This window comes from Streptomyces sp. NPDC059861, assembly GCF_042731435.1.
Classification (GTDB): domain Bacteria; phylum Actinomycetota; class Actinomycetes; order Streptomycetales; family Streptomycetaceae; genus Streptomyces.
The window spans coordinates 112,886-129,186 of record NZ_JBHWJQ010000012.1 but is presented as its reverse complement, the minus strand read 5'-3'; the positions used below and the strand labels follow the sequence as shown (position 1 = coordinate 129,186).

Genomic DNA, 16,301 nt, shown 5'->3' with positions numbered 1-16,301 from the left:
GCTTAGCAAGAAGTTTCAGCGAGACCCTCGGCAGTGGCCTCCGTCGTGGCCGGCTCGGTCAGCGCAGGTCCAGACGCATGAGGACGCGGGGATGACCGGCCAGGACCGAGGTGGTGCCGGCGGCGTGGGTGAAGCCGGCGCGTTCGAAGTTCTTGCGGAGGCCGGCGTACGCCATCGTCAGGTCGACGCGGGCGTCGCCGTTGTCGAGGGGGGTAGGCCTCGATCGCCGGTGCGCCGTGAGCACGGGCGAAGTCGACCGCGCCCGCGACGAGGGCGTGTTCCGGTGGCTCAGGCACCAGCAGACGTCGGCGCCGGGCGACTTGGGACCGAAGCACGGCGGCGACGTCCTCGAGGACCGAGGCCGGGCGAACTTCGATGGCCATGGCATCACGATGTCACGGCGCCCCCACTCACGCCGCTCCTCACCCGGGTCAGGCGGAGACCGTGGCGGCGGGCGGGGTCCAGCGGCGGGTGCGGGGCACCGCGCCGGAGACTCCGTAGTCCTTCCTGAGCTGTTCGGGGATGGCGTAGTGCATGACCCGTCCGCGGGTGAGGGAGGACAGCTCCAGGATCGTGGTGAGGTGGCCGAGGCGGTCCAGGGCCCAGGCGCCGAGCGGTGAGCGGTCCTCGATCGTCTCCAGGACACCGAGCAGATGGGGCACGGCCCGCACGACGGTGTCCCACGGGGTGCGCGGCACCTGGAGCCAGTCGGCGCAGGTGTCGCCGACGAGATGGCGGATGAGGGCGGAGACGATCGGGTCGAAGAGGGTGCCGGGCACGACCTCCTCGTAGAGGTCGATCAACTGCCGGGTCAGATGCGCGCCCTCCTCGGACGGCCCCATGTGGCGCACCATGTACAGATCGAGGAACCGGCGGGCATCCTCCGGAGTCCTCGGTACGGCGTCCTGGTCGACGCCGAGCATGGCGCCGACGACGCGCCAGGCGTAGTAGTAGGCCTCCGCGCCCTCCACCGACATGTGGACGCCGAGGCGGTGCAGGCTGTCCAGCACCAGCAGGGAGAAGAACATCTGCCCGCCGATCATGTCCTCCTGGCAGATCGGCGTTCCGAGCGCGCCGACGTCCCACCGGTCCTCGCGCACCAGGTGATGGCGGATGGCGGCATGCAGGAGGCGGACCTTCTGCGCGGCGGGGATGAAGCGGCTGCCGGCCTCGAAGGCGCCGGGCTGCATCAGATGGACGGTGAACTGGCCGGTCTCCGCCATCCGTTTGGAGGGGTACTCCAGCCCGTGCGTGGCCGACAGCAGCCGCGCCACGTGCGGGACGACGTAGCAGGCGGGCATGGAGGCGAAGGACAGGGCGGTGGAGATGTGGACGTTGTTGTCGAGGAAGAACAGCCGGGCCTTCTCCATCTCCCCCCAGTCGACCCAGGCCGGCGGGGTACTCGTGGCCTGAAGGTACTCCCGGGCGACGGCGGGCAGCCCGTCCGGCAGCGGGGCGCCGGCGGTGGAGACATAGCGCATCAGGGTGTTGAACTTGCCCACCTCCCCGCGCTCGAAGAGCGTGGCGACGGTGGCGTCGGCCAGCTCGTCCCCGGCCCGCCGCAGGGCGTTCATCGATGCCTCGGTGCAGTCCATGGCAGGGCTCCTGGAGTTCAGAACGGGCGGACCGCGGCCGAGTGCGCCAGCTCGGTCAGGGCGGCGGCGGCGTGCGGCGGGACATCCAGCTCGTGGAGGGCGCCGAGGGCTTCCTCGACCCGTGCGGTGATCATGTTCTCGACCCGGTCGGGGGCCTTCAGCCGGCGCATCACCTCACGCACGGCGTGCAGGCCGTCCTCGTCCAGGTCACGCCGGCCCAGCAGGGCGCGCAGCCGCTCCCGGTCGGCGTCCCGGGCGAGGCGCCAGGTCTCCGCCAGCAGGGCGGTGGGCCGGTGGCCGCGTACGTCGTCGGCGCCCGCCTTGCCGGTCCGCTCGGGGTCTCCGAACAGGCCCAGCAAATCGTCCCGCAGCTGGAACGCCTCGCCCAGCGGCAGGCCGTAGGCGGAGCAGCCCTCGCGCAGCCGCTCGCCCGCACCGCCCAGCGCGCCGCCGATCAGCAGGGGCTGTTCGACGGTGTACTTGGCGGTCTTGTACCGGATCACCTTCAGCGACGCCTCGGTGTCCGGTTCGGCTCCGGTCCGCAGGATCTCCAGGCACTCCCCGGCGATCAGCTCCCGGGCCAGCACCGACCACAACGGCCGGGCCCGCGCGAGGTACGCGGCGGGCAGTCCGCTGGTGGTGAACAGCTGACCGGCCAGGCCCATCAGCAGATCCCCGACCAGCATCGCGAGCGACCTGGCGGCGGCGACAGCGCGTGGGCGACGGCGTACCGCGCCGCGCAGGGCGATGTGCGCGGTGGGCCGGCCGTGCCGCAGGGGGCTGTCGTCGATGAGGTCGTCGTGGACGACGGCGGCGGCGTGCACCAGCTCCATGGAGGCCGCGGCCCGCACCAGCGCGTCGCTGTCCGGCTGGCCCGCCGCGCGCCAGCCCCAGTAGCAGAACGCGGCCCGCAGCCGCTTGCCGTCGGCGACCACCGCCTCCAGCTGATCGGCCACGGGGCCGAGGGCCGGATCGATCGCCGCGAGCCGCCCGGCCTCCTCGGCGACGAACAGGTGCAGCACCTCGTCGACGCGGGCCTTGAACGCCGCCGGCTCCCACCGGTCAGACGTCATCGGCGGGCCGTCGCTTCAGGGCCTGCCGGGCGAGGATCTCCAGATGGGCCGGCGGCACGGCCGCGCACCGGTCCAGCGCCAGGCGTCCCCGCGCCATCAGGTCGTTCCCGGCCTCGGTCGCCAGCTCGGCGCCGTCCGATCGGCGCAACAGGCCCCGTACGGTGCCCAGGGCGGCCCCCATCGTGCTCACCGCCAGATCGGCCAGCCCGGCCACCAGGAGGACCGCCCGGTCCTCGGGGCCCCCGCCTCGTCCCGCATGCTGCGTCATGCCACTCCCCACCCCAGCACTTCGCGCGGCGCCGGTCACGCGCCACCCCTCCCAGCTTCACGAGAGGCCGGGAGCGGGAGAGGGGAAACTCACGATCGGGTGAGCGGATCGCTCGACCGTACGGATCGCCGGCGCACGGTGAGGGGCGGCCGGTGGACACCGGCCGCCCCTCACCTCACCTCATGTCACCTCAGCAACTGGGCTTGCCCGCGTGGATCGCGAGCGCCGTGTTGCCGCCCAGGGTCGCGGTGAGCTGGCCGGAGCCGTTCACCGTCACCGTCGTGTTGTTCTGGACGTTGCAGTACGTCCCCGCCGGCAGCGACGTCTGGTACGTGCGGGTCAGCGAACCCGGCTCGTGGTTGATCGCCACGAAGCCCTTGCTGCCCCGGCCGAAGGCGATCGCGTCGCCGCCGTTGTCCCACCAGTTCGTCACCGACTGGCCCCGGGTGGCGTTGCGGAAGGCGACCATGCGCTGGATCTCGGGCCAGGCGTGCTGGCACTTCCAGCCGTTCTGCCAGCAGGCGTCGACCCGTCCGCCGTTCGGCGGTCCGGCGTCGTGGTCGGTGAACTCGTAGCCGGAGTTGATGTCGGGCGCCCCGTAGGGCCAGGCCAGCATGAAAACGTTGGCGAGGGTGTAGTTGGCGTTGTCCTTGTAGCTGAGCGTGGAGCCGTTGCGCTCGGTGTCGTGGTTGTCGACGAAGACACCGGAGACGCCGCTGCTCATGTAGCCCCAGCCCTCGCCGTAGTTCTTGAGGTAGGCGAGGTTCTCGTTGTTGAAGACGCGCTTGAGGTCGTAGGCGTAACGGAACTCCTGGACGTCGCCGTTGCCGGTGTACTCCGTCGGCTGGACCGCCTCCCCGCTGCCGAAGATGACCTCCTGCTTCCAGTGGACGGAGGGATTGCTCAGCCGGGACTTGATGTCGGCCAGGTCGGCCGTCGGCATGTGCTTGGCCGCGTCGATGCGGAAGCCGTCGACGCCGAGGGAGAGCAGGTCGTTCATGTAGCGGGCGAGGGCGGAGCGGACGTACTCCTCGCCGGTGTCCAGGTCGGCGAGGCCGACCAGTTCGCAGTGCTGGACGTTCCAGCGGTCCTGGTAGTTGGAGATCTGCCCGGTGCAGTCGTCGAAGTCGAAGGGCGAGTACAGGCCCGGGTAGTCGTACTTCGTGTACGACGAGCCGCCGGTGCCCGTGCCGTTGCCCGCCGCCATGTGGTTGACGACCGTGTCGACGACCACCTTCACGCCGGCCGCGTGGCAGGTGTCGACCATGTTCCGGAAGGCCGTGCGGTCGCCGAGCCGCCCGGCGATCCGGTAGCTGACCGGCTGGTACGAGGTCCACCACTGAGAGCCTTGTATGTGCTCGGCGGGCGGGGACACCTGCACGTAGCCGTACCCGGCGGGGCCGAGGGTGCTGGTGCACTCGCGGGCGACCGAGGCGAAGTTCCACTCGAACAGGACGGCGGTGACGTCCTTGGTGCCGGGCGGGGACGCCTGCGCTTCAGTCGGGTGCATGACAAGGGCGGAAGCGGTGGCGGCGGCTGCGAGGGCGGCCGCCCAGGGGAGGGTTCTGCGTGCCATGTGGGGTTCCTTCACCGTTGAAGGCTCTTGCTGAAAACTTTCAACCACCTTGCGGTGACGGAGATGTTAAAGGCCCGCCGCCCGAAAGGGCAGCGGGCCGTCGCAAGTTGGATGAAAATCTTGCGAGAGGGCTTTCAGGGAGCCGACGGCCTCAGGAGGCCGTCGTCCACCAGACCGTGGTGTCGGCCGGCACCTTCACCTCGTCGTGCGCCTCGTCCACCGCACCGCTGGTGAGCAGCAGCCGGCCGTAGGCCGGAGTCGTCACCGACTCCCCACCGGTGTTGGCGACGCACACGAACTCCCCGCGCCTGAAGGCGAGCACGCCCTCCGGCGCCTTGAGCCACTCGACCGCCTCCCCCGCGCCGAGGTCGGCCTGCGCACGGCGCGCGGCGAGCGCGGCCCGGTACAGCTCCAGCGTCGAACCGGCCACCCCCTCCTGCGCCGCCACGCTCAGCTCGCCCCACTCCCGCGGCTGCGGCAGCCAGCTGCCCCCGCTGCCGAATCCGTACGACGACCCGGTGCGCGTCCACGGGATCGGCACCCGGCAGCCGTCGCGGAAGCCGTCCTGCCCCGCGCCGCGGAAGTACGCCGGGTCCTGGCGCACCTCGTCCGGCAGGTCGACGACGTCCGGGAGGCCCAGCTCCTCGCCCTGGTAGATGTACGCCGACCCGGGCAGCGCCAGCATCAGCAGCGTGGCCGCCCGGGCCCGCCGCAGGCCCAGGTCCCGGTCGCCGGCCTCGCGGATCTGGGTGCCGAGGCCGGGCGGGTTGGCGAAGCGGGTGGCGTGCCGGGTGACGTCGTGGTTGGACAGCACCCAGGTGGCGGGGGCCCCGACCGGGCGCATCGCCTCCAGGGTGCGGTCGATGACCGTCCGCAGCTCCTTCGCGTCCCAGTCCGTGCTCAGGTACTGGAAGTTGAAGGCTTGGTGCAGCTCGTCGGGGCGGACGTAGTGCGCGGTGCGCTCGACGGTCGGCGTCCAGGCCTCGGCGACGAAGATCCGCTCGCCCGCGTACTCGTCGAGAACCAGTCGCCACTGCCGGTAGATCTCGTGCACCCCGTCCTGGTCGAAGAACGGCATGACATCGTTGCCCAGCAGTTTCAGCTGGTCGTGGTCGCCGAGGTCCGGCAGGCCGTCCGCCTTGACCAGGCCGTGCGCCACGTCGATGCGGAAGCCGTCCACGCCCATGTCGAGCCAGAAGCGCAGGATGGAGCGGAACTCGTCGCCGACCGCCGGGTGGTCCCAGTTGAAGTCGGGCTGCTCGGGCGCGAAGAGGTGCAGGTACCACTCGCCGGGCGTGCCGTCCGGCTCGGTCACCCGCGTCCAGGCGGGGCCGCCGAAGATGGACTCCCAGTCGTTGGGCGGCAGTTCGCCGTTCTTCCCCTCGCCGGGGCGGAAGTGGTAGCGCTCGCGCAGCGGGGAGCCGGGGCCCTCCGAGACGGCGCGCTTGAACCACTCGTGCTGGTCGGAGGAGTGGTTGGGCACCAGGTCGACGATGACGCGCAGGCCCAGTCCGTGCGCGTCGCGGATCAGCGCGTCGGCGTCCAGGAGGTTGCCGAACATGGGGTCGACGGCGCGGTAGTCGGCGACGTCGTATCCGGCGTCGGCCTGCGGGGAGGCGTAGAAGGGACTCAGCCACACGGCGTCCACGCCGAGGTCGCGCAGATACGGGAGGCGGGAGCGTACGCCTTCCAGGTCACCCATGCCGTCGCCGTTGCTGTCGGCGAAGCTGCGCGGATAGACCTGGTAGATCACCGCGTCCCGCCACCAGTCGCGGCGCTTGGCGACGGTGGCGACGGCGGAGTTCGGTGCCGGGTCGGCAGTGTGCTGGCTCATGGCGTCCTTGATGTGTAACCGACTTGAGGTCATGGAGGCGTGGGTACGGCGGCGAGGGCGGGGTGGGGTGACGAGGCGGCCGCGGTGCCGGCGGGGTCGGAGAGGCACCGCGGCCGCCACCCGCGCCGGCCAGGGCGCGGGGGTCTCGAGGTGAGGGGCGTCAGCCCTTCGTGCCACCTGCGGTGAGACCGGTCACCAGGTTCTTCTGCACGAGGTAGAAGAACGCCGAGACCGGTATCGCGATCAGTACGGCGGTGGCGGCCATCAGGTTGCGCTGGGCGTCGTGCTCGCTGACGAAGCTCTGCAGACCGACCGCGAACGTGTACTTCTCGTCGTCCAGAAGGAACGTGGTGGCGAAGGCGACCTCGCCGAACGCGGTGATGAAGCTGTAGAACGCCGCCACCGCGAGGCCCGGCCGGGCGAGCGGAAGGATCAGCCGCAGGAAGGTGCCGAACGGGGAGAGTCCGTCGACGCGTCCCGCCTCGTCGATCTCGAAGGGGATGGTGTCGAAGTACCCCTTGAGCAGCCATGCGCAGTACGGCACGGCGGTCGAGCAGTAGACGAGGATCAGGCCGAGGTAGGTGTCGATGAGCTGGAGCTCCGACAGGATCTGGTACATCGGCACGATCAGCACGGCGATCGGGAACATCTGGGTGACCAGCAGCACCCACATGAACTTCCGGTAGCCGGGGAAGCGCATCCGGGACACCGCGTAGCCGGTGGTGGCGGCGATGATCACACCGATGAACGTGGTGCCCAGCGAGACGACGAGCGAGCTCTTCAGCCAGTCGAAGAAGTTCGTCTCGGTCAGGACGAACGAGTAGTTGTCGAAGGTCATCTTCCCCCAGATGCGCCCGGGGTGCAGATAGTCGTCCTTGTCCGGGCCGAGGGACAGGTAGACCAGCCAGGCGATCGGGAACAGCGCGATCAGGCTGGCGACGATCAGCATGCCGTGCGAGGCGAGGGTCCCGAGGAGGCCGGGCTCGCCGCGCCGGCGCGTCCGGCGCGCCGGGGCGGGAGAGGGGGCCTGGTCCGCGGCGGCGGACTTCTGAACGGTCGTGGTGCTCATGGGGACTCCTGCCTCAGATCGCGAGCTGCTGGTCATTGCGGTTCAGCCAGCGGCGGTAGACGGAGGTGAAGACGATCAGGATGGCCAGCAGCAGGATGCCGTAGGCGGCGGACTGTGCGAAGTCGCGTGGCTGCTGTCCGAAGCCCAGGTAGTACGCCCAGGTGACGAGAATCTGGGCATCCGGCGCAGTGGTGCCGAACAACAGGAAGATCACCGCGAACTGGTTGAAGGTCCAGATCACACCGAGCAGCACGACGGTGGAGCTGACCGAGCGCAGGCCCGGCAGGGTGACGTACCGGAAGCGCTGCCAGGCGCTCGCGCCGTCCATCTCCGCGGCCTCGTAGAGCGTGGAGTCTATGGACTGCAGGCCGCCGAGGAGCGAGACCATCATGAACGGCACACCGCACCAGGTGTTGACCATGATCGCGGCGAACCGCTGCCAGAAGGTGTCCTCCAGCCACAGCGGGGCCGGCAGGTGCAGGCTCTCCAGGGCGGAGTTGATGATGCCGCCGTCGGCGAGCATGAAGCGCCAGCCGAAGACGGTGACGAAGGTGGGCACGGCCCAGGGCAGGACCATGATCAGCCGGTAGAAGGTGCGGCCGCGCAGCTTCTGGTTGAGCAGCAGGGCCAGGCCGAGGCCGATCGAGAAGTGCAGCCCCACACAGGTTGCCGTCCACACGATCGTCCAGATGAAGTGCGACCAGAAGCGGTCGTACGCGGTCTCACCCCACAGGATGTCCGCGTAGTTGTCGAAGCCGATGAACTTGTAGGTGGCCTCGATCTCGTTGACGCCGATCGTGCGCGCCGTGTTGAGGCTGTTGGCGTCCGTGAGCGTCAGGTAGAGACCGTACGCCAGCGGATACAGCACCAGGACGCCGAGCACGACGATCACGGGGGCGATCATCGCGTAGGCGTACCAGTGCTTCTGGTAGCTGCGCCTCAGGCGCTGGACGGCGACTGTCATGGTTCGACAACCTTCGTATGGGTCTGCGGTTCAAGGGGCATGACGCACAGGCCGGTGGCCGCCGGGTCCGTCCCCCCCTGGGGCAGGCGGACCCGGCGGCCACGCGGTGGTCACTTGGCGAAGTCCGGCACCAGCTTGGCGATCGCGGTCTCGGCGTTGCTCAGCCCCTCGTCCAGGGACTCCTTGCCGCCGGCGACCTTGGGCAGCTCCGTGTCGAGCGGGCCCCACAGCGAGCTGTACTCCGGCAGCGCCGGGCGCGGCTGGGCGGCGGCGAGGACGCCCTGGTAGCCGGCGATGCCCGGGTCGGCCTTGACCTCGGCCGTGTAGGCGTCGTCGCGGGTCGGCAGCGTGGAGTTCTTCAGGGCGATGGTCTCCTGGGCCTTCGCCGAGGTCATGAAGTTCACGAACTTCAGCGCGGCCTTCTGGTGGGCCTCGTCGGAGCCGGCGTACACGGAGAGGTTGTGGCCGCCGGTCGGGGCGCCCGCCTTGCCGGTGGAGCCGGCCGGGACGGTGGCGATGCCCAGGTTCTCCTTGTCCTTGAACGCGGAGCCCTTGTAGAAGTTCGTGATCTCCCAGGGACCCTGGATGATCGCGGCGACCTTGCCGTTGACGAACGCGTCCTGGATGTGGGCGTAGGCGTCGGCGGTGGTGTCGGCCTTGTGCAGGCCCTTGCCCTCGAAGAGGCCCAGCCAGGTCTCGTAGGCCTTCTGCGCCTCGGGCGACTTGACCGTGACCTTCTTGGCGTCGGCGTCGACGGTGTCGGTGCCCTCGCCGTGGAGGAACGACTGGGCGTAGTAGGCCTGGGTGGAGCCCCAGTAGCCGTCCACTCCGGTCTTCGTCTTGATGGTGGCGGCGGCCTTCTTCAGGTCGTCCCAGGTCTTGGGGGCCTCGACGCCGGCCTCGGCGAACAGCTCCTTGTTGTAGACCAGCGCCAGCGTGTCCGTGGTGAAGGGCACGCCGTAGGTCTTGCCCTCGAACTTGGCCTGCTCGATCAGGCTGGACTGGAACTTGTCCTGCTCGGCGAGGGCGTCCGTGCCGTCCAGCGGCAGGAAGTAGCCCTTCTTGGCGAAGGCGGGCGTCCAGCCGACCTCGGCGCGCAGGATGTCCGGGGCGCCCTTGGAGCCGGCGGCCGTGTCGAACTTGTTCTGGGCCTGGTCGAAGGGCACGTTGACGTACTTGACCTTGATGTCCTTGTTGGCGGCCTCGAACTCCTTGACCAAGGCCTGGTACGTCGGTGCCTCGTTGGTGGCGTTGGAGGTGTCCCACCAGGTGATGGTGACCGGGCCGTCGGCCGAGTCGCCGCTGTCGTCTCCGCCGCAGGCCGTCGCCGCGAGGGCGAGGGACGCCACCAGCGCGGTGGCCGCTATGCCACGCCGCATGAGTTCTCCTTGAGGGTGAAAGCCCGTGTTACCAGGGGTGGTCCCGTCCACCGCCCCTGTCGACTTACCGACTGCGCCGTTGCCGCCGCCGGGCGACCGTGAACGTAACAGCGATGTAAGCGTTGCGAAAGACCTTGCAGAAAAAAAGTGCAAGGGCTCACTGAAGTTATCCGCGCGTGACCTGCCGTCGACCACTGTGAGACCGTTGTTCTACGGGGTTGAGCGGGCACGGACCGTGTTGTGCAAGACTCTGCAAGCTCTTGCCATCCGTTACCCGAAGGGACGCCATGCCGCAGCAACCCGCAGCGCGCCGGTCAACCGCCCGCACCCGGCGTCCGATTGGTGTGCAAGGCGACATACGGCCGGTACAGTCCAGTGCCGTGACCACACGGCTTGCCGACATCGCTGCTCAGGCGGGGGTGAGCGAAGCGACCGTCAGCCGCGTCCTCAACGGGAAGCCCGGCGTCGCCTCCACCACCCGCCAGTCCGTGCTGGCCGCACTCGACGTGCTCGGCTACGAGCGCCCGGTGCGGCTGCGCCAGCGCAGCGCGGGTCTGGTCGGCCTGATCACCCCGGAGCTGGAGAACCCGATATTCCCGGCCCTGGCGCAGGTCATCGGCCAGGCGCTGACCCGTCAGGGCTACACCCCGGTGCTGGCCACCCAGACTCCCGGTGGCTCCACCGAGGACGAGCTGACCGAGATGCTGGTCGACCGCGGCGTGGCCGGCATCATCTACGTCTCGGGGCTGCACGCCGACACCACCGCCGACATGCAGCGCTACGAGCAGCTGCGCGCGCAGGGCGTGCCCTTCGTGCTGGTGGACGGCTTCTCCCCGAAGGTGCAGGCGCCCTTCATCTCGCCCGACGACCGGGCGGCGATGACCCTGGCGGTCACCCACCTCGTCTCCCTCGGCCACACCCGGATCGGGCTGGCCCTCGGCCCGAAACGGTTCGTCCCCGTGCAGCGCAAGATCGAGGGCTTCGTCCGGGCGGTGCAGGACCAGCTCGGCCTGAGCCAGGAGACCGTCGAGACGGAGCTCGTCCAGCACTCGCTGTACACCCTGGAGGGCGGCCAGGCCGCCGCCTCGGCTCTCATCGCCCGGGACTGCACAGCGGTGGTGTGCGCCAGCGACATGATGGCCCTCGGCGCCATACGCGCGGCCCGCCAGCGGGGCCTGGAGGTCCCCACGGACATCTCCGTCGTGGGCTTCGACGACTCCCCGCTGATCGCCTTCACCGACCCGCCGCTCACGACCGTCCGCAAGCCGGTCCCGGCCATGGGTCAGGCAGCGGTGCGTACGTTGCTGGAGGAGGTCGGCGGGACGCCCGCGCCGCACAGCGAGTTCGTGTTCATGCCGGAGCTCGTGGTGCGCGGTTCCACCGCTTCGGCCCCTGGGGAGAGGAATCGTCCTTAGGTCGGAGAACCGCCGCCGCGCCTGGTACGCCGGGACGAGGCGGACGCCTCCCGCAGCCGTAGAACGGGCGTGCTGAACCCCACCAGGGGATGATCGGACCGGGACGGCTTTTCTGGCAGACTCTGTGCCCATGGGTGAGACGACCGTGACGACACCGGAAGGCCGGGAAGAGGCCGTTCCGCAACCCGTCGCGGACGACACGGGGGCGGGTTTCCTGCGCCGGCTGCGGGCTCCGCGCCGGCCTCGGCTGTGGTTCGAGATCCTGTTGATCGCGGTGAGTTACTGGACCTACTCCCTGATCCGCAACGCGGTTCCGGAGCAGAAGGCCGAGGCGCTGCGCAACGCCGACTGGATCTGGAAGGCCGAGCAGCAGCTGGGCATCGCTGTCGAGCAGTCCGTCAACCACGCCGTGAACTCGGTGACTTGGCTCATCGTCGGCATGAACTACTACTACGCGACACTGCACTTCATCGTCACCCTCGGTGTCCTCGTGTGGCTCTACCGAGGCCATCCCGGGCGCTACGCGGCGACCCGCACGGTGCTCTTCGCGACGACCGGTGTGGCGCTCGTCGGTTACTACCTGTATCCGCTCGCCCCGCCTCGGCTGATGAACGGCGGCCACTTCGTCGACACGGTCATGGTCCATCAGACGTGGGGGTCGATGGCCTCCGGCGACCTCAAGACCATGTCCAACCAGTACGCCGCGATGCCGTCCATGCACATCGGCTGGTCCCTGTGGTGCGGGCTGACGATCTTCGCGCTGGCGACCGTGCCGTGGGTCCGGGTGCTGGGCCTGCTCTACCCGACGCTCACTCTCGTCGTCATCGTCGCCACCGCCAACCACTTCTGGCTGGACGCGGTCGGCGGCATGCTCTGTCTCGCCTTCGGCTACGGCGTGACACGCGCGTGGTACGGAAGGCTGCCGCACGCGCTGCCGCGTGTGGCCCCGCACGGCAGGCCACTGGTGCCGAGGCAGGCGTAGCGGGGGGCGGTACCGCCCAGCTCCCCGCCACCCCCTACCCCTCGTAGAACAGCGAGTCCACCACGGCCCGGGCCCGCCGGGCCGTACGCCGGTACGCGTCGAGCATGTCGCCCACGTGGCCCGGCCCGTATCCCAGGTAGCGCCCCACCGCCGCCAGCTCCCTCGCGTGCGAGGGGAAGGTGTCCCCGGCCCGGCCGCGCACCAGCATCACCGCGTTGCGGACGCGGGTCGCGAGCACCCACGCCTCGTCCAGGGTCCCGGCGTCCTCCGCGGAGATCAGCCCGGCCTCCCGCGCCGCCCGCAGGGCCTCGCGGGTCCGGGTGGTGCGCAGACCCGGCACCTCGTAGCCGTGCCGCAGTTGCATCAGTTGGACGGTCCACTCCACGTCGGACAGCCCGCCCGGACCGATCTTGGTGTGCAGCTTGGGGTCGGCGCCCCGGGGCAGCCGCTCCGACTCCATGCGGGCCTTCAGCCTCCGGATCTCGCGTACGGCCTCGTCCCCGAGCCCCTGCTCCGGGTAGCGCAGCGGATCGATCAGCTCGACGAAGCGGCGGCCCAGGTCCTCGTCGCCGGCGACCGGTTCGGCGCGGAGCAGGGCCTGCGACTCCCAGACCAGGGACCAGCGGCGGTAGTACGCCTCGTACGATTTCAGGGTGCGCACCAGCGGTCCGGACTTGCCCTCCGGGCGCAGATCGGCGTCGATCAGCAGCGGCGGATCGGCGCTCGGCAGTTGCAGCAGCCGGCGCATCTCGGAGACGACCCGGTTCGCGGCGTCGGACGCCTCCCGCTCGTCGGCGCCCTCCTGGGGCTCGTGCACGAACAGCACGTCCGCGTCGGAGCCGTAGCCCAGCTCGTGCCCGCCGAACCGCCCCATTCCGATCATGGTGAACCGGGTCGGCAGGGTGTCGCCCCAGCCGTCCCGCACGACCGCCCGCAAGGTGCCCGCCAGGGTCGCCGCCGTCAGGTCGGACACGGCCCCGCCGACCAGGTCCACCAGCGCGCCCTGGTCGGCCCCGGTGGGGTGGGCCTCGGTGCCGTAGGAGCCGACGATGTCCGCGGCGGCCGTCCGGAACAGCTCCCGGCGGCGTACGCCGCGCGCCGCCGCGACCGCCTGCTCGCCGCCGTCGGCGCGGCCGACCGCCGCGAGGATCTCCTGCTCCAGCTGGGCACGCGGGCGGGGCTCCAGACCCCCGCCGTCCCCGTCGCCCAGCAGGGCCACGGCCTCCGGGGCGCGCATCAGCAGGTCGGGGGCGAGCCGTCCGGCGGAGAGCACGCGGGCGAGGTTCTCCGCCGCCGCGCCCTCGTCGCGCAGCAGCCGCAGATACCAGGGCGTCTTGCCCAGCGCGTCCGAGACGTTGCGGAAGTTGAGCAGTCCGGCGTCGGGGTCGGCGGAGTCCGCGAACCAGCCGAGGAGGACCGGCAGCAGGGTGCGCTGGATCGCCGCCTTGCGGCTGACGCCGGACGCCAGTGCCTCCAGATGCCGCAGCGCCGCCGCCGGGTCGGCGTACCCGAGCGCGACGAGCCGCTCGCGCGCCGCCTCGGCGCTCAACCGGGTCTCGCCCGGGGCGAGTTGGGCGACCGCGTCGAGCAGCGGCCGGTAGAAGAGCTTCTCGTGCAGCCGGCGTACGACGGCGGCGTGCCGCTTCCACTCGCGGTTCAGCTCGGCGACCGGATCGGCGCGCAGGCCCAGGGAGCGGCCGAGGCGCCGCTGGTCGGCCTCGGCCTCGGGGACGAGGTGGGTGCGGCGCAGCCGGGAGAGCTGGATGCGGTGCTCCATGGAGCGCAGGAAGCGGTAGGCGTCCTCCAGCTGCGTGGCGTCGGCGCGGCCGACGTACCCGCCCGACGCCAGCGCCCGCAGGGCCTTGAGGGTGGAGCCGCTGTGCAGGGAGGTGTCCGCCCGCCCGTGCACCAACTGCAGGAGCTGCACGGCGAATTCGACGTCGCGCAGCCCGCCCGGGCCGAGCTTCAGTTCGCGCTCGACCTCGGCGACCGGGATGTTCTCGACCACCCGGCGCCGCATCTTCTGCACATCGGCGACGAAGTTCTCGCGCTCGGCGGCCTGCCACACCAGGGGGCCGACGGCGGCGACGTACTCCTCGCCGAGTTCGAGGTCGCCGGCGACCGGCCGGGCCTTGAGCAGGGCCTGGAACTCCCAGGTCTTGGCCCAGCGCTGGTAGTAGGCGAGGTGGCTGCTGAGCGTGCGCACCAGCGGACCGTTTCTGCCCTCGGGGCGGAGGTTGGCGTCGACGGGCCAGATGGAGCCCTCGACGGTGGTCTCCGAACAGATCCGCATCATGTGGGAGGCGAGCCGGGTGGCGGCCCGGAGCGCCTTGCCCTCGTCGGCACCCTCGACGCCCTCCCCGACGAAGATGACGTCCACGTCGGAGACGTAATTCAGCTCGTGCCCCCCGCACTTGCCCATCGCGATCACCGCGAGCCGGCACATCGCGGCGTCGCCGGGCGCGTCGGACGAGGCCAGGGCGAGGGCGCGGCGCAGGGTCGCGGTGGCCAGGTCGGCGAGCTCGGCCGCGGTCTCCTCGACGTCGATCGTGCCGCACACGTCGCGGGCGGCGATGGAGAGCAGACAGCGCCGGTAGGCGACGCGCAGCGCGACCGGGTCGGCCGCCTCGGCGAGCCCCCGCTCGAACTCCGCGACCCCCCGGTGCAGATCGCGCGGTTCGTACGTGACCAGCGCCTGCCAGTCGCCGGAGTGCCGGGCGAGGTGGTCGGCGAGGGCGGCGGAGGCGCCGAGCACCCCGAGGAGCCGGTCGCGCAGCGGCTTGGAGGCGGTGAGGGTGTCGAGCAGTTCGCGGCGCGCGGTGGGGTCGGGCTGCGCCTCCAGCAGCCGCACCACGCCGTGCAGGGCGAGGTCGGGGTCGGCGGTGTTGCCCAGCGCCTCCAGCAGCACCGGATCGTCGCGGACGGCGTCGAGCCCGGCGCTGTCCAGCAGCCGCTCGGCGCCGGACGGGTCGGTGAAGCCGTGCCGCAGCAGCCGCGTGAAGGTACTGCTTCTGCGCCCCGGCGTCATCCTTCGCCCTCCCGTCGGGATCAACGTGGTACGAGCCGAGCCTAACCGGCCCGCCGGTGACAGGCGCCGATTAGTTCGGCCGCCGTACGGGGTCTGCACTGCCGCAGGCACATCCACGGCAGGAGGCAGCTCATGACCGGCAGGCGACCCCGGACCCGGCTCGACACCCGGTACAGCGACGGGACGGCCACCGCGACGCCCTGGCCGGAGGCCGAGGCACTGCTCAGGGACGCGGAGCTGTTCTGGATCTCGACGGTACGTCCGGACGGGCGGCCGCATGTGACGCCGCTGCCCGCGGTCTGGTCGGGCGGCGCGCTGCACTTCTGCACCGGACCTCAGGAGCGCAAGGCCCGCAATCTGGCGGGGAACGCGCATGTCGTCCTGACCACCGGCACCAACACCTGGGACAAGGGCTACGACCTGGTGGTCGAGGGCGAGGCCGTCCGCGTGCGGGACGAGGGCCGGCTGCGCGAGCTGGCGGCGGCCTGGGAGGCGAAGTACGGCGAGTTCTGGCACTTCGAGGTACGGAACGGCTGCTTCCACCATGGGCCGGGTCACGCTTATGTGTTCTCGGTGGCGCCGCGTACGGTTTTCGGCTTCGGTAAGGGTGAGCCGTTCAGCCAGACGCGTTGGCGATTCGACCTGGAGGAGCACTGATGGACTTCACTCTCGAAGTGATCCCGCTGCCGGTGAGCGACATCGACCGGGCCCGCGACTTCTACCGGGACAGGGTCGGCTTCCACGTCGACATCGACCAGGAGGTCATGCCGGGCATGCGGATCGTCCAGCTGACTCCCCCAGGCTCCGGCTGCTCGATCGCCCTCGGCGACAGCATCTGGGACATGACCCAGGGCCAGACGAAGCCCGAGCCCGGCTCCTACCAGGGCCTCCAGCTCTGTGTCGCCGACATCAAGGCGGCCCGATCGGAACTGGTCGAGCGGGGCCTGGAGATCTCCGAACCCGTGCAGTACGCCCCCGACGACGGCGCCACGTTCATGTACTTCAAGGACCCCGACGGCAACGGCTGGTCCGTCCAGGAGTACCGCCAACGCGCCACGGCCCCGCTGCACAAGGTCCTTCGGGACCTGGCGGCCGGTCAGGGGTGACGCCGGGCCGCC

The 16,301-nt window shown here is 70.7% G+C and carries 13 protein-coding genes and 1 pseudogene; 4 read left to right on the top strand and 10 right to left on the bottom strand.

The annotated features are described in order from the left end of the window. Positions 1–58: 58 nt before the first annotated feature. From ACFV6X_RS13705 to ACFV6X_RS13665, 9 genes and pseudogenes are all read right to left on the bottom strand, one after another. A pseudogene (locus tag ACFV6X_RS13705) lies at positions 59–383 on the bottom strand (hypothetical protein). A 48-nt stretch (positions 384–431) separates the two neighbouring features. After that, complete coding sequence (locus tag ACFV6X_RS13700) at positions 432–1,595, bottom strand: oxygenase MpaB family protein (RefSeq protein ID WP_385382157.1); 1,164 nt, start codon at positions 1,593–1,595, stop codon at positions 432–434. 17 nt (positions 1,596–1,612) lie between these two features. Beyond that, on the bottom strand, positions 1,613–2,668 hold the full coding sequence (locus tag ACFV6X_RS13695) for a polyprenyl synthetase family protein (protein WP_385382154.1): 1,056 nt from the start codon (positions 2,666–2,668) through the stop codon (positions 1,613–1,615). Further along, positions 2,658–2,936: a polyprenyl synthetase gene (locus ACFV6X_RS13690; RefSeq protein WP_385382151.1), complete on the bottom strand. Its 279-nt coding sequence runs from the start codon at positions 2,934–2,936 to the stop codon at positions 2,658–2,660. The genes ACFV6X_RS13695 and ACFV6X_RS13690 overlap by 11 nt, the downstream gene beginning before the upstream one ends. A gap of 190 nt (positions 2,937–3,126) precedes the next feature. Beyond that, positions 3,127–4,512 carry an alpha-amylase family protein gene (locus ACFV6X_RS13685; RefSeq protein ID WP_385382148.1) on the bottom strand — a complete coding sequence of 462 codons (1,386 nt, stop codon included), beginning with the start codon at positions 4,510–4,512 and terminating at the stop codon, positions 3,127–3,129. Positions 4,513–4,663: 151 nt separating this feature from the next. Continuing rightward, a complete protein-coding gene (locus ACFV6X_RS13680) occupies positions 4,664–6,346 on the bottom strand; it encodes an alpha-amylase family glycosyl hydrolase (RefSeq protein ID WP_385382145.1) in 1,683 nt (560 codons plus the stop codon). A gap of 160 nt (positions 6,347–6,506) precedes the next feature. Further along, positions 6,507–7,415 (bottom strand): sugar ABC transporter permease, encoded by a 909-nt coding sequence (locus tag ACFV6X_RS13675; RefSeq protein WP_385382142.1) that lies wholly within the window; start codon positions 7,413–7,415, stop codon positions 6,507–6,509. 13 nt (positions 7,416–7,428) lie between these two features. Next, entirely contained in the window at positions 7,429–8,379 is a 951-nt protein-coding gene (locus tag ACFV6X_RS13670; protein ID WP_385382139.1) for a carbohydrate ABC transporter permease, read from the bottom strand. Between the two features lie 110 nt (positions 8,380–8,489). Beyond that, complete coding sequence (locus ACFV6X_RS13665; RefSeq protein WP_385382136.1) at positions 8,490–9,758, bottom strand: extracellular solute-binding protein; 1,269 nt, start codon at positions 9,756–9,758, stop codon at positions 8,490–8,492. 380 nt (positions 9,759–10,138) lie between these two features. On the opposite strand from ACFV6X_RS13665, the gene ACFV6X_RS13660 reads away from it, so the two are divergent. Further along, a complete protein-coding gene (locus ACFV6X_RS13660; RefSeq protein WP_385382133.1) occupies positions 10,139–11,173 on the top strand; it encodes a LacI family DNA-binding transcriptional regulator in 1,035 nt (344 codons plus the stop codon). A gap of 130 nt (positions 11,174–11,303) precedes the next feature. After that, on the top strand, positions 11,304–12,155 hold the full coding sequence (locus ACFV6X_RS13655; RefSeq protein WP_385382130.1) for a phosphatase PAP2 family protein: 852 nt from the start codon (positions 11,304–11,306) through the stop codon (positions 12,153–12,155). A gap of 34 nt (positions 12,156–12,189) precedes the next feature. Here the strand turns inward: ACFV6X_RS13655 and ACFV6X_RS13650 are convergent, their stop codons facing one another. Beyond that, positions 12,190–15,183: a bifunctional [glutamine synthetase] adenylyltransferase/[glutamine synthetase]-adenylyl-L-tyrosine phosphorylase gene (locus tag ACFV6X_RS13650; protein WP_385382127.1), complete on the bottom strand. Its 2,994-nt coding sequence runs from the start codon at positions 15,181–15,183 to the stop codon at positions 12,190–12,192. A 132-nt stretch (positions 15,184–15,315) separates the two neighbouring features. Between ACFV6X_RS13650 and ACFV6X_RS13645 the strand changes: the two genes are divergently transcribed. Beyond that, complete coding sequence (locus tag ACFV6X_RS13645; protein WP_385382124.1) at positions 15,316–15,840, top strand: pyridoxamine 5'-phosphate oxidase family protein; 525 nt, start codon at positions 15,316–15,318, stop codon at positions 15,838–15,840. Beyond that, positions 15,840–16,289 carry a VOC family protein gene (locus ACFV6X_RS13640; protein ID WP_385382121.1) on the top strand — a complete coding sequence of 150 codons (450 nt, stop codon included), beginning with the start codon at positions 15,840–15,842 and terminating at the stop codon, positions 16,287–16,289. Before ACFV6X_RS13645 ends, ACFV6X_RS13640 begins: the two co-directional genes overlap by 1 nt. Positions 16,290–16,301: the final 12 nt, after the last annotated feature.

What these genes read in the sequence shown, in the direction of transcription:
- ACFV6X_RS13700 (WP_385382157.1), bottom strand. Translation starts at nt 1,595, where the DNA reads ATGGACTGCACCGAGGCATCGATGAACGCCCTGCGGCGGGCCGGGGAC.
- ACFV6X_RS13695 (WP_385382154.1), bottom strand. Translation starts at nt 2,668, where the DNA reads ATGACGTCTGACCGGTGGGAGCCGGCGGCGTTCAAGGCCCGCGTCGAC.
- ACFV6X_RS13690 (WP_385382151.1), bottom strand. Translation starts at nt 2,936, where the DNA reads ATGACGCAGCATGCGGGACGAGGCGGGGGCCCCGAGGACCGGGCGGTC.
- ACFV6X_RS13685 (WP_385382148.1), bottom strand. Translation starts at nt 4,512, where the DNA reads ATGGCACGCAGAACCCTCCCCTGGGCGGCCGCCCTCGCAGCCGCCGCC.
- ACFV6X_RS13680 (WP_385382145.1), bottom strand. Translation starts at nt 6,346, where the DNA reads ATGAGCCAGCACACTGCCGACCCGGCACCGAACTCCGCCGTCGCCACC.
- ACFV6X_RS13675 (WP_385382142.1), bottom strand. Translation starts at nt 7,415, where the DNA reads ATGAGCACCACGACCGTTCAGAAGTCCGCCGCCGCGGACCAGGCCCCC.
- ACFV6X_RS13670 (WP_385382139.1), bottom strand. Translation starts at nt 8,379, where the DNA reads ATGACAGTCGCCGTCCAGCGCCTGAGGCGCAGCTACCAGAAGCACTGG.
- ACFV6X_RS13665 (WP_385382136.1), bottom strand. Translation starts at nt 9,758, where the DNA reads ATGCGGCGTGGCATAGCGGCCACCGCGCTGGTGGCGTCCCTCGCCCTC.
- ACFV6X_RS13655 (WP_385382130.1), top strand. Translation starts at nt 11,304, where the DNA reads ATGGGTGAGACGACCGTGACGACACCGGAAGGCCGGGAAGAGGCCGTT.
- ACFV6X_RS13650 (WP_385382127.1), bottom strand. Translation starts at nt 15,183, where the DNA reads ATGACGCCGGGGCGCAGAAGCAGTACCTTCACGCGGCTGCTGCGGCAC.
- ACFV6X_RS13645 (WP_385382124.1), top strand. Translation starts at nt 15,316, where the DNA reads ATGACCGGCAGGCGACCCCGGACCCGGCTCGACACCCGGTACAGCGAC.
- ACFV6X_RS13640 (WP_385382121.1), top strand. Translation starts at nt 15,840, where the DNA reads ATGGACTTCACTCTCGAAGTGATCCCGCTGCCGGTGAGCGACATCGAC.